Origin of the sequence: Vibrio sp. 2017_1457_13 (assembly GCF_030851525.1) — a bacterium.
GTDB lineage: Bacteria > Pseudomonadota > Gammaproteobacteria > Enterobacterales > Vibrionaceae > Vibrio > Vibrio metschnikovii.
In genome coordinates this window covers 259,211-271,913 of record NZ_VHTA01000002.1, presented here as the reverse complement: position 1 = coordinate 271,913, position 12,703 = coordinate 259,211, and the positions used below count along the sequence as shown (strand labels likewise).

9 protein-coding genes are annotated in these 12,703 nt (G+C 43.9%); 5 read left to right on the top strand and 4 right to left on the bottom strand.

Annotated features, from left to right (window positions below; all coding sequences use genetic code 11):
- Positions 1 to 198: 198 nt before the first annotated feature.
- Both FKN88_RS03705 and FKN88_RS03700 read right to left on the bottom strand, forming a co-directional pair.
- Positions 199 to 606, bottom strand: coding sequence for a hypothetical protein (locus tag FKN88_RS03705; RefSeq protein ID WP_154171201.1), 408 nt, complete (start codon positions 604 to 606; stop codon positions 199 to 201).
- Between the two features lie 198 nt (positions 607 to 804).
- A complete protein-coding gene (locus FKN88_RS03700; RefSeq protein ID WP_154171200.1) occupies positions 805 to 1,953 on the bottom strand; it encodes an iron-containing alcohol dehydrogenase in 1,149 nt (382 codons plus the stop codon).
- Positions 1,954 to 2,158: 205 nt separating this feature from the next.
- Here FKN88_RS03700 and FKN88_RS03695 point away from each other — a divergent pair, with 205 nt between their 5' ends.
- Positions 2,159 to 3,067: an AraC family transcriptional regulator gene (locus tag FKN88_RS03695; protein WP_154171199.1), complete on the top strand. Its 909-nt coding sequence runs from the start codon at positions 2,159 to 2,161 to the stop codon at positions 3,065 to 3,067.
- Between the two features lie 300 nt (positions 3,068 to 3,367).
- Positions 3,368 to 6,244: a chitinase C-terminal domain-containing protein gene (locus FKN88_RS03690; RefSeq protein ID WP_154171198.1), complete on the top strand. Its 2,877-nt coding sequence runs from the start codon at positions 3,368 to 3,370 to the stop codon at positions 6,242 to 6,244.
- Between the two features lie 82 nt (positions 6,245 to 6,326).
- Here the strand turns inward: FKN88_RS03690 and glgC are convergent, their stop codons facing one another.
- Positions 6,327 to 7,541 carry a glucose-1-phosphate adenylyltransferase gene (glgC, locus tag FKN88_RS03685; protein ID WP_161438534.1) on the bottom strand — a complete coding sequence of 405 codons (1,215 nt, stop codon included), beginning with the start codon at positions 7,539 to 7,541 and terminating at the stop codon, positions 6,327 to 6,329.
- 392 nt (positions 7,542 to 7,933) lie between these two features.
- Positions 7,934 to 9,334 carry a sensor domain-containing diguanylate cyclase gene (locus FKN88_RS03680; RefSeq protein ID WP_154171197.1) on the bottom strand — a complete coding sequence of 467 codons (1,401 nt, stop codon included), beginning with the start codon at positions 9,332 to 9,334 and terminating at the stop codon, positions 7,934 to 7,936.
- A 196-nt stretch (positions 9,335 to 9,530) separates the two neighbouring features.
- Between FKN88_RS03680 and FKN88_RS03675 the strand changes: the two genes are divergently transcribed.
- From FKN88_RS03675 to secD, 3 genes are all read left to right on the top strand, one after another.
- Positions 9,531 to 10,199 (top strand): hypothetical protein, encoded by a 669-nt coding sequence (locus FKN88_RS03675; RefSeq protein ID WP_154171196.1) that lies wholly within the window; start codon positions 9,531 to 9,533, stop codon positions 10,197 to 10,199.
- A 126-nt stretch (positions 10,200 to 10,325) separates the two neighbouring features.
- Positions 10,326 to 10,802: a hypothetical protein gene (locus FKN88_RS03670; RefSeq protein WP_154171195.1), complete on the top strand. Its 477-nt coding sequence runs from the start codon at positions 10,326 to 10,328 to the stop codon at positions 10,800 to 10,802.
- A gap of 66 nt (positions 10,803 to 10,868) precedes the next feature.
- Entirely contained in the window at positions 10,869 to 12,701 is a 1,833-nt protein-coding gene (secD, locus tag FKN88_RS03665; protein WP_154171194.1) for a protein translocase subunit SecD, read from the top strand.
- Positions 12,702 to 12,703 lie beyond the last annotated feature (2 nt).

The following is a 12,703-nucleotide window of genomic DNA, read 5'->3' as shown; positions in this document are numbered from 1 at the left end:
TTAATAAAGAAAGAATAAGTTTATGTTTAAGTTTCATCGTATATAGCTCGTTATTAGTTAAAAATATTTAAGTGGTTAGAAAGATAAACCATTATCTTACTGATAGTTAGTTGATTAGGTATAGAAATACATACCGTCTATCAAAGAAGATCAGTTTTTAGCAATATGGTGTTTATGAAAGACTAAACCAGTCTTAAATTAGTAATGACGAGAATGGGTAAACTTGTATTGTAAGTTGTTATTGTTACAGCCATAAATACAGGTTGATGAACGGTGTGTATAATAAGACCAATCAATATTGTGGTTGAACAATGGGCGATAGCCAATCGATAGAATAGCAATAGGCAATAAGACAATTTCAGCGAGTAAGTAGTAGATAGGGATCAGCCCCAATGAGGCGTATTCATCTTCGCTATTTAATCGGTAATAGTTTAAATGGGGGATAGCGTGATGAGGTTGCACGGCTTCTTTATTGTCGTTGACGTTACTCGACGTCTGAGTTGCAGCGCTTGTATCATCTTGAACAACAGTAGGATGAGCGTTACTCAATGAAAGTGTCGGATGATTTTGTGAGTACACTGCCGCCTGAGCAAAAAACAAGCTCATCAACAATACTAATATCAGTATGTTAAGGCGATGAATGGTCACGATGGTCTACTATTCAGATGAAAAGCTGTGCAAATAGTAGAAGAGATTCAATTTACCGTCAATAAAAAATGATGGCGGTCACAAATTTAAAAATCTTATTATTTAGGCTTAAAAATAAGGTGGGAAAGAGCAGCACCGCAGTGCTGCTCAAATTGATTAAATAAAGGCTTGCGTAAGAATATCGCGCGATTGCTCAAGGGTGATCGCTTGATGTTCACCCAAAGCCACCATTCCATGCGCTTCCAGTTGTTCAATCACCTTATCGACAGCTTGCTCTGCGGTCATATCGGGCGCAGAGAATTGAGTATCGACATTCAACTGATGATAAAACGCTTCAATCGCATCAATAGTCCGTAAGGCTAAATCTTCACTCGGCGCTAAGTTAAATACGCGTTGCCCCATTTGTTCCAACTTCGCTTTCTTAGCCGCTAATTGGTTGCGCAATAGTGCTGGTTGGACAATGGCCAGTGAGCGAGCATGATCAACCTGCCATAATGCAGTCAGTTCATGGCCAATCATGTGTGTTGCCCAATCTTGGGGAACACCACTGCCAATTAATCCATTCAGTGCTTGGTTTGCCGTCCACATCAAATTCGCACGCCAAGCGTCATTATCTCTTTGCGCAAAACCTTTGCCCAACACCAAGAGATTTTTCAATAGGGCTTCAGCGTAGCCATCTTGGACCATCGCTTGGGTTGGATAGGTGAGATACTGTTCGCAAATATGTACCCAAGCATCGACTAAACCATTAACGAGTTGACGCTCCGGTAGTGTTTTCATGACGTCGGGGTCCATCACGGCAAATTTAGGTTGCACGTATGGTGATAAGAACGAGAGTTTATCTTGAGTTGCTGCTTTGGTGATCACCGCACCAGAATTTGATTCAGAGCCAGTGGCTGGCAAGGTGAGAATCGCACCAATTGGTGTTGCATCGGTGACATGATGTTTACCTAACATGATATCCCAACCATCGCCTGAGTATTTAGCGGCGGCTGCGACGTATTTTGAACCGTCAATCACTGAACCACCACCAACGGCAAGAATAAAATCAATCGCTTGCTGTTTAACGATAGCAACGGCTTTATCAAGGGTTTCTTTGGTTGGGTTTGGCTCGACACCGGAAAATTCCAGCCAAGTATGTTCTTGCAGGGCATCGACCACTTGCTGATAAACGCCATTGTGTTTAATTGAGCCACCACCGTAGATGACCAGAACCTTATGCTGACGTGGGATCGCTTGGCTGATCGCTGCGATCTGCTGCTGACCGAAATAAATCTGAGTCGGATTGACATAGGTAAATTGCATTACTCGTACCTCTTATTAGGAATATGACCACCGTTTGGCCTTTATTAAAGACACAGTATTCGCTGCTATGGGCTTCGTTTTTGGCGGAGTCAAGAGTTGGGTTGATACATTGCAAGATGCATAATAGTAGAATAATTGTGGTAGCAATAGAGTGATTCCTGTAAATTTATTGCCTATTTCTACAATAAACGATGGTGTGAACAGAATGGTCAATCAAACGGAAGAAAAGCCAGATCTGGCGCAATTGATGCAAAACTATGTTGATAAATATGCGCTACATCACCTTGAGGGCTGCACTGATACTGCGATCCCTGGAGTGTGGTTTTATCGCAGCAGTCAAGGTAACTCGCGTCAGCCGTTTATCTATCAGTCTGGGATTGTCATTTTGGGTCAAGGGCAGAAACGCATTCATTTAGGCGCTAACGCCGTTGATTACGGACCGAATGATTATCTGGTGGTCGGTGTGCCGATGCCACTTGAATGTGAAGCGGTAGCTAAACAGAATCAACCATTATTAGGGTTAACCATTGATATTGATCATTCACTATTGCTCAAGCAGGTTGCCGCCTTAGAGGAAAACGGTTTTAAACCGCCAGTTGATGCGAATAATCCTTGTGGCCTGAAATCGGTACAGATGAATCATACCATGCTTAATAGCTGTAAAAGGCTGATGAATGCTTTAATTGATGGATTAGAGGCTGAGTTATTAGGCGGATCTTTGCTTGAAGAGATGGCTTTTCGAGCTCTGACTAGCTCAGAGGGACACGTGCTGTTTGAACTGGCTCATCACGAAGGACACTATGCCCGAATAGCGAAAGCGCTGAGTAAAGTGCATCGTGATTATGCTACATCTTTAACAGTTAATACGTTAGCCGAAGAAGCGAACATGAGTGTCTCGGCTTTTCATCAAGCCTTTCGTGGCGTCACCATGGAATCACCCTTGCAGTATCTTAAAAAAGTCCGTTTAAATAAAGCCAAAGAGTTAATTCAAATCGAGGGTAAGCGGGTTAATGATGCTGCGCGGCTGGTTGGCTATAGCAGTCCTTCACAATTTAGCCGAGAGTATAAACGCCATTTTAATCACACTCCTCGAGGTGCTCTAGCGAAAATTTAATCATCGCCATTGTGAGCTTATTGTTTATCGATTTGCTACGCAGTATTGAATCGTCGTCATTGCCTATCATGCACCAACCTTGAAAGATAGCCTTTCTTCAATAAGTTAGCTCTTGATGCAAAATAAGTATGTAAACCTTGCTTGCTTTAAGCGGTCATTTGCGAGTGATTCTTAACTTTGACACTTTATTAGGTGCTAAATAAGTGGGCTGTTCTACAGTTATTTCACGAAAGATTTAAAGCATGCAGAGTAAGGACTGTTTGCTTTAATATTTGGAAACAATAACTTAAGGAAAAAGACATGCACTTAAAGCAAGTAAAAGTACCCAAAGGGGTATTTACACTCAGCACACTTTCTGTCTCCTGTTTACTGGCGTTAAACAGCTATGCCGCCGTGAACTGTGATGGATTGGAAGATTGGCAGTCTGGTGCGGTATACACTAGTGGTGCTCAAGTTCAACATGATCATGTGGCCTATCAAGCGAAATATTGGACACAAAATAATAACCCAGCCCAATTCTCCGGTGATTATGCGCCGTGGCAATTACTTGGTAGCTGTGATACTGGCAACGCAGGTGAAGATGGTGATACGGGTAGCGATGATAATCAGCCGCCAACGGTTGAAATAACGCTGTCAACTAACACGGCTGAGTTGGGTGATACAGTAAGAGTTTCTGCGGACGCCGACGATAGCGATGGTCAAGTGGCTAAGGTAGAATTTTTTATCTCCGGCCAACGCGTTGCAACGGTATCACAAGCGCCATATATTTTTGATTACGAAGTCATCCGTTCTGGAAATTTAGCCATCCAAGCTAAAGTGACGGATGATAAAGGTGCGCTATCCAGCTCTTCGATATTAACATTAACCGTCGCCCATTCGCCTATTGCCAATACGTGTCGTCCTGATGGTTTGTATCAAACTGAAGGCGTTAATGTTCCTTATTGTACTGTCTACGACGAGCAAGGACGTGAAATTATGGCAGGTGGTCAACCAAGACGTGTGATTGGTTATTTCACCAGTTGGCGAGCGGGAGATGATCCTCAAACCTCCTATTTAGTGAAAGATATTCCTTGGCAAAACCTGACCCACATTAATTACGCGTTTGTCAGTATTGGCTCTGATGGCAAGGTCAACATCGGTAATGTTGATGACCCCAACAACCCTGCGGTTGGAAAAGAATGGGATGGGGTTGATATTGATCCGACACTGGGCTTTAAAGGTCACTTTGGCGCGTTAGCAACCTATAAAGAACGTTATGATGTCAAAACCTTGATCTCGATTGGCGGATGGGCGGAAACGGGTGGTCATTTTGCCGATAATGGTGAGCGAATCGCCGATGGTGGTTTCTACACTATGACGACCAATGCTGATGGTTCTATTAATCATCAGGCGATTTCTACTTTTGTTGATTCCGCAATAGAGATGATGCGTCAATACCGTTTTGATGGTTTAGACATTGATTATGAATACCCAACCTCGATGTCTGGTGCCGGTAATCCCGATGATAAAGCCTTCGCTGAATCACGTCGTCCTTATCTCATGCGCTCTTACCATGAATTAATGCGGGTGCTGCGTGAGCGATTAGATATCGCTAGTGAGCAAGATGGTATTCACTATATGTTGACTATCGCCGCCCCTTCATCTGCCTACTTACTACGTGGTATGGAAACCATGGAAGTGGCGAAGTATCTCGATTATGTCAACATCATGACTTATGACTTACATGGTGCTTGGAATGATCATGTTGGACATAATGCGGCTCTTTACGACACGGGTAAAGACTCTGAACTTGCTCAATGGGGCGTTTATACGACAGCACAATATGGTGGCATCGGCTATCTGAACACCGATTGGGCTTTCCATTATTTCCGTGGCTCAATGCCAGCGGGACGGATTAATATTGGTGTGCCTTACTATACGCGAGGATGGCAAGGGGTGACGGGAGGTGAAAATGGCCTTTGGGGACGAGCACCGTTACCGAATCAAAATGAGTGTCCAGCGGGTACTGGAGAAGGAGAAAAGAATAACTGTGGCTACGGCGCTCTCGGCTTGGATAACATGTGGCATGATTTGGATGCCAATGGTAATGAAATGGGCGCAGGTTCTAACCCAATGTGGCATGCCAAAAACCTCGAAAAAGGCATTTGGGGATCCTATTTGGCCGCTTATGGATTGCATCCTGAAAGTACACCGTGGGTAGGCCAATACCAGCGTCATTTTGATAGTGTTGCGATTGCCCCTTGGTTATGGAACGCGGAAAAACGAGTCTTCCTTTCTACCGAAGATAAACAATCGATTGATATTAAAGCGGACTACGTTATTGATAAAGAAATCGGCGGTATTATGTTCTGGGAATTAGCCGGAGACTATAACTGCTACGTACTCGATGCCAATGGTCAGCGTGGACAAATTGATTGGACAGAGCAAGCTTGTGCTAGCGGTAATGGTGAGTACCACATGGGTAATACCATGACCAAAGCCATGTATGAAAAGTTCAAATCCGCTTCCCCTTATGGTAATCGATTGGCAACTGGCGCAATCCCTGACCAAGTGGTGGATATTCGAGTCACCATCGATGGCTTCAAAGTCGGCGATCAAAACTATCCGATTAACCCTCGTTTGACCTTTACTAACCATACTGGGGTTGACCTTCCTGGAGGAACGCAGTTCCAGTTTGATATCCCTGTTTCTACACCGGATAACGCGAAAGATCAATCTGGTGCTGGCTTAGCCGTTATTGCTTCAGGCCATACGCGAAGTAATAATATTGGAGGGTTCGATGGGACGATGCATCGTGTCGCCTTCTCATTACCAGCATGGAAAGCATTACCGGCGGGAGAGAGCTATGAACTGGATATGGTGTATTACTTACCGATTTCTGGGCCAGCGAACTACAGCGTTAACATTAATGGCAGAGAGTACGCTTTTAAAGCTGAGCAACCAGACTTACCGTTGGCCGACCTTTCTGATGGTAATGGCGGTGGTAATGGTGAAGATCCGGGCAATGGTGGTGGCACCCCTGGAGACGTTGTGCAATGGCAACCCGGTGTTAGCCAAGTCGCTAATGGCACGACAGTGACGTATAACGGAAAGTGTTTTATTGCTAAAAATAACCCAGGACCTTGGGAATCACCGACTCAAACTAATTGGTTTTGGGATGAAGTGGCTTGCCCATAAGGATTAGCATGACTCCTTAACGGTAACAAGACCGCCGATACATGGCGGTCTTTTCTATGCTTAACGATTCACAGTCGAGGCTTTAAAACTGGTAACTTTCCGGCACGACAACGATGCCTTTTTCCGATAACGTAAAGCGTTGTAAATCAGCAGCGCGATCGACACCAATTTTGGTATAAGGCGGAATTTTGACGTGTTTATCGATAATACATCCGACTAACTGGCAGCCTTCGCCGACTTCCACATCATCAAAGAGAATACTATCGACAATCGTTGCCCCATCATTGATTCTGACGCTGGATGAGACAATAGAGTGTTGTACCGAACCGCCGGAATTGATGACACCATTGGCAATGATCGAGTTAATAAAAATACCTTCATTACCCGTGGCTGACGAGACAGTACGCGCAGGAGGCAGTTGAGGCTCATAAGTGCGGATCGCCCAGTTTTTCTGATAAAGATTCATTGGCGGGACAGGCTCAAGCAGATCCATATTGGCTTCATAAAACGAATCAATGGTACCGACATCCCGCCAGTAACAGTCTTTGGCAACTCGCCCTTTTTCATTGGCAAATTGATAAGCAAACACGCGACCCGAGGGAATCAGTTTGGGGATAATATCTTTACCAAAATCGTGGCTTGAGTGCTCAAGCTCTGCGTCTTCAAACAGTGCTTGTCTTAATGTTTCCATAGTAAAAATATAGATGCCCATTGATGCCAAACTGCGATCGGGATTATTAAGCAGAGTAGGTGGGTCATTCGGCTTTTCAACAAAGGAACAAATTCGTTGCGCTTCATCAATCGCCATAACACCAAATGCTGAAGCATCTTGACGAGCCACTTCCATGCAGGCAATCGTCAGTTCTGCTTGATTTTCAATATGTTCTTCCAGCATCGCGGCGTAGTCCATACGATAAATATGATCGCCAGAAAGCACGACAACATACTTTGCATCACTGCGCGATAACAACCACATATTATGGAACAGTGCATCGGCCGTGCCTTCGTACCATTTGCCACCTTTACGCATCTGAGGAGGGACGACGGTAATAAATTCCCCCAATTCTGGATTAAAAATCGACCAACCATCGCGTAAATGTTTTTGTAAGGAGTGGGATTTATATTGCGTGAGTACCAAAATACGCCGTAGACCCGAATGTAAGCAATTGGTGAGAGTAAAATCAATAATGCGATATTTACCGCCAAACGGAACGGCGGGTTTTGCTCTGTCATCGGTCAGGGGAGATAAGCGTGAACCCATTCCTCCAGCTAAAACGACGGTTAAGGTATCTTGCATCTTTTGTCTCCCTATTATTGTGCAATCGACGATTGTATACAGAATAGTACAAATATTGGGCCAAAATAGTGAAACGCTAGTCATATTCTCTTGGCCGCTTGACGTGACGGCATTCTTGTTCACATCAAGTAACGTTACTATGCATTCACCATCGTTGGCTCTATTCAGGCTAGGCTATAGTTGTGCAACGATCATGCAAATGGCTCGTAGACAAAAAACAGTCACTAATTGGTTGATTACCGTCCTCGTCGTATGGCTTTCGAGCCGGTTCACAGAGTAAAAAACGTCATTATTAACGCCCCAGCACGACAAGACGTCGGTTCATGCTGCTTGTTTTTGCACCAGTATCGTGCATGTGCACTAAATGGGTGAGAGGCTGAGTGATCATATACTTAGTTTGCCATTTCTTGGCTGAGTAATATGGAAACTTGATTGCGCCCCGTGGCTTTCGATTCATACAGGGCTTTATCTGCTCGTTGATAAGTCTCTTGCTCCGACCCCATGATGTCACTGATCCCAGCGCTAATCGAAACATTTTGGGCGTGAAGTTGATACACTTTGATCCGTAATCGCTCAATCACCGCTTGCGCTTCCTCGATAGGGGTATGGGGTAAAATTATCGCAAATTCCTCGCCACCAATACGTGCTAAAAAATCCGATTCACGCAGACCATCACGTAGCGTTTCAGCGACAGATTGAATAACATAATCGCCATGACTATGGCCAAACTGATCATTAATTCGTTTAAAGTGATCAATATCTAAAATGGCGAGACAAGAGTGCTCGTGCTCTGGATAACGTTTAACACGATGACATTCAAGGCGAATTTGTTGGTCAAATTTACGACGATTCCAAATCCCCGTTAAAGCATCTTTCTCACTTTGTTCACGCAGCTTATTTTCTAACGCTTTGTGTTGAGTGATATCGACAAATGAAGCAACGTAGTATTGAATGACCTCTTGATCATCCAAAATGGTTTGAATTCGGAGGATTTCTGTTAGCTGTGAACCATCTTTGCGCTTATTGATCACTTCACCCTCCCAAAAGCCGTCTTCTTGTAGCGATTTCCACATATCAACATAAAATTGTTGATTGTGTTTGCCTGAAGCAAATATCGACGGCTGCTTGCCTTGCACTTCTTCTAAACGGTAGCCACTTAAACGGGTAAACTCTTGATTGACTTTAATGATCCGGTTTTGTCTGTCAGTAATCACAATCGCAGACATACCGTTCATCGCCGCTAAAGCTAATTTACTTTCAAGGCTATTTTTCTGGTGAGTGATATTCCAAACCACACCGCTTCCAGCCACCAGACTAAGCAGCAAGAAGACGCTGATGGCTTGCACGAGTAGATCGTGACGTTTCGCGGTGCGTTGTTGCTCGACGGTTTGTATAGCATGGCTGTTAAAAATCAATAAGCTTGTCTCTGTTATCTCCGTCTCTGGCAGTGGTAGTTGCATAAAATGATAGTGACGGCCTTGATAAAGCAATAAGCCCTGAGCTTGCTGTTGAATCGATTGCCAGAGGGCTGGCGATTGTTGCGGTAAATCGGCAATAGGATCATTGGCGTCGTGTGTGGATGCCGATGATAAATGAAGAACGGCATCGCCATGATGATTTAAAACCGTAAATTGCGAAGTATCGACCGCGATGGTTGATTCTGCGTTAGGGAGTTGTGCAGTGTGATGATCGAGCTTTGCAAGCTCGTGAGCGAAATAGAGAAAAGGTACACACCCGAGTATGCACAATACAATCAAAAATTGAGTGAGATATTTAACCTGTGACGATGACATGAGTAACTTATAATGATTATTAAGCCATGATTATAGACCTTTAAAGCGAGAGATTACTTCCAATATGTTGAGTTCGTGCGCTCGCTCAACATTGGTGCATATGCGGTAATTAGGAAAAATGAAAATTTACAATGTAAACTGAGTATTGGCTAACAAGAAAACCTTTAGTAAAAGAGAGAATGAGGAGTTAACGATTATGAAGAAAGTACTTATGCTGCTGCTTCTCATTTTTGGTTTAGCCTGTGCGGGTGCTGGCTATTACCTATTTTATTACAAGCCAGAGCAAGAACGATTAGAGGCTTTAAATCAACGTTTGACGCCTGAAATACCAATATCTGAAGAGTATGAGCCAAGTGATCCTGCTTTTGTTATGCCAGAGATCATGGACTATTACGTCAATGAACCTACGCTTGGTGTGCGCGAGCAACCTGATAGAGATGGATTTGTCCATCGGTTACTTTATCGTGGCGAACCGGTGTTTTTGTATGAAAAACAACAGGGTTGGGGGAGGTTAACGCCTTTTTACGTCTATGAAGAAGGGGGCCCTGAGGTAGCAGAGTGGATTCCGTTGGATGGATTGGTGGTTGATCCACCCGTGATCACACCTGAAGAGCGCCGAGAAACTGTGCTGAGTTATATTATGAACTCGGATGATTTAGATATTTTTCAAACCATGTTTATTCAAACCACCGATCGACTCTTGAGTGACAAAACCTGTGTGCCCGGTGATTTTAAAGAGCTTGGGGGATGGGTGCGATCCGTTCGTTATCGGTCTGAGGACGTTTATTTTGTCTATTGTGGTGGTTTAAACCAAGCGAATAAAATTTATCTTAATGCACAAACTGGAGCGATTTTTTATCAATAATCATGAGGACGCGATCTACGGTTTAGGATTAGCGATAGAGGCATTAGTTATATTTGACGAAAATTTTACTTGAGTCACACTTCACTCAGTTCTACACTGAGCTGTCCTATTAAGAATGAACTGATCATGCTTGAACGTATAATGTATTTTTTCTGGCTAGCTTTTCTTGCGTTGTTATTGCCTTCGCAAGCATTGGCGTGCGCGGAAAATTACCCTACCTCAAGTATTACTCTCAACCATTCTGTTTTAGATACAGCTTCACACAGCGTACAACATCCATTTGAGTTTGATTCGCAAGAGAGTCCGATCGATGTCGATTCGGTGCCAACCAGCGACACGTTGGCGAAAAGTATTGTCCAAGCCATTCTTAATCCGCCTCGCTTGCAGCTTACCGAGATCAACTTACCTCTCGATAATGGCTTTGATTTTCCTCATCTTGAAGGAAATGACGCTCTGCCTCGTTCTATCGATGCAGAGAGCTATGCTGCCCAAACTTGGATTTCCATTCCCTATCAGCATTTTCATGCCTCACATCGTCTTTCTGGCTGGAAAGAGACCAACGCGATGTACGTGGCATTAAATAGCCATTTCCTTTCTGCTTAATCTCCCTTTTACGTGACAATGTCACAATTTTAGTTTTTTAACTCGGCTATGCCCGAGGAGAGAGTTATGCAGAGAAAAACCGCTAAAACGCCAGCGCGTATTATGAATCGCTATGCGACATGGAAATACGTGGTATTGGTTATAACCGTTGTCTTACTTGGTTTAAGTGCCATTCCCACTTGGTATGGTGAACAACCATCAATTCAAATTGAGTCTAATCAAAAAGACAGCCCTTTAAATAATGTGGTAACCGTTAATCAACTGCTGCAAAAGCAGGGAATTAATGCACAAGAAATCCGTCAGGAAAATAACCACACCACGTTGGTTTTTAAAACCGAAACAGAGCAAACTCAAGCGCGTAAACTTTTAGATAATCTCGTGCAAGAAGGAGAAAGTTTAACTTTTTCTTACGTTTCAGTCGCTCCACCTTGGTTCACACAAATGGGATTTACTCCAATTAAGTTCGGTTTGGATTTACGCGGTGGCGTACAGTTTTTGCTTAATGTCGATGTCGATAAGGCGTTTCAAGAGCAACGAGATGGCATTACTGATGAAATAAAAGAGATGCTCGTTAATCAACACATTCGCGGTGTGAGAATTGAGCATGAAGGTAATGATGGCTTTTTAGTCACCGTCAACTCACGAGCCTCACTCAATAAAATTAGTCAGTTTGTTAAAGAAAATTATCAAGGTTGGGAGGTGAAGTCGTCTTCTGATCAACTGACAGTGCAACCCAGTAAGCAAAATAAGTTGGATTTTCAATCAGCGACTATCCAGCAAAACTTGAAAATCATGCGAGATCGTATTGAAGAACTTGGCATTACCGAAGCTTTAGTTCAGCGTCAGGGTGAACATAGTATTCGTATTGAGCTACCTGGGGTACAAGACCCTGCGCAAGCGAAAAACGTCATTGGTGCGACGGCTAGCTTAGCGTTTTATGAAGTCAATACCAGCGGTATAGCTGGCCGTGATGATTTACAACTGAAAGACAATAATGGTCAGTTAGTCATTTTACATAAACGTCCAGTACTCACAGGGGATCATATCGTTAATGCTCGTGCGGGTATGGATAAAATGGGTCTTTCTGAAGTCAATATCTCGCTTGACCATGCGGGTGGCAAGTTAATGAGTGACTTCTCGGCCAAGCATATTGGCAAACCCATGGCGACCGTGTATCGAGAGTACAAAACCAATGCTAATGGAGAGACGGAGCGCAGCGAACGCGTGATCAGTGTGGCGACTATTCAATCGCAATTGGGTAGTCAGTTTAGAATTACCGGCGCAGGCTCGAATCAAGATGCTCAACAATTAGCGCTATTATTGAGAGCCGGCTCACTCACGGCTCCAGTGACGATTGTCGAAGAAAGAACCATCGGTGCATCACTCGGGGCAGAAAATATTGAAAACGGTTTTGCTGCCTTGGCATTGGGCATGGCATTAACGTTAACCTTTATGGCGTTATGGTATCGCCGTTTAGGCTGGGTGGCGAACGCGGCTCTACTGATCAATATGGTCTGTTTATTTGGTTTAATTGCTCTGTTACCGGGGGCAGTATTAACCTTACCGGGGATCGCTGGCTTGGTGTTGACGGTCGGTATGGCGGTGGATACCAACGTACTTATCTTTGAACGAATTCGCGATAAGTTAAATGAAGGGCGTAGTTTTGCCCAAGCGATTGATAAAGGCTTTAGCAGTGCGTTTAGCACCATCTTGGATGCCAACGTTACCACGATGATTACTGCGATTGTGTTGTATTCGATTGGTAATGGACCGATTCAAGGCTTTGCATTAACGCTGGGATTAGGTTTGATCACCAGTATGTTTACCGGTGTATTTGCATCGCGGGCATTAATTAATTTGATCTGGGGACGTGATAGTCGCCGAGATGTGAGGATATAACG

Coding starts and splice junctions, on each gene's coding strand:
- FKN88_RS03705 (WP_154171201.1), bottom strand. CDS start 606: ATGAGCTTGTTTTTTGCTCAGGCGGCAGTGTACTCACAAAATCATCCG.
- FKN88_RS03700 (WP_154171200.1), bottom strand. CDS start 1,953: ATGCAATTTACCTATGTCAATCCGACTCAGATTTATTTCGGTCAGCAG.
- FKN88_RS03695 (WP_154171199.1), top strand. CDS start 2,159: ATGGTCAATCAAACGGAAGAAAAGCCAGATCTGGCGCAATTGATGCAA.
- FKN88_RS03690 (WP_154171198.1), top strand. CDS start 3,368: ATGCACTTAAAGCAAGTAAAAGTACCCAAAGGGGTATTTACACTCAGC.
- glgC (WP_161438534.1), bottom strand. CDS start 7,541: ATGCAAGATACCTTAACCGTCGTTTTAGCTGGAGGAATGGGTTCACGC.
- FKN88_RS03680 (WP_154171197.1), bottom strand. CDS start 9,334: ATGTCATCGTCACAGGTTAAATATCTCACTCAATTTTTGATTGTATTG.
- FKN88_RS03675 (WP_154171196.1), top strand. CDS start 9,531: ATGAAGAAAGTACTTATGCTGCTGCTTCTCATTTTTGGTTTAGCCTGT.
- FKN88_RS03670 (WP_154171195.1), top strand. CDS start 10,326: ATGCTTGAACGTATAATGTATTTTTTCTGGCTAGCTTTTCTTGCGTTG.
- secD (WP_154171194.1), top strand. CDS start 10,869: ATGCAGAGAAAAACCGCTAAAACGCCAGCGCGTATTATGAATCGCTAT.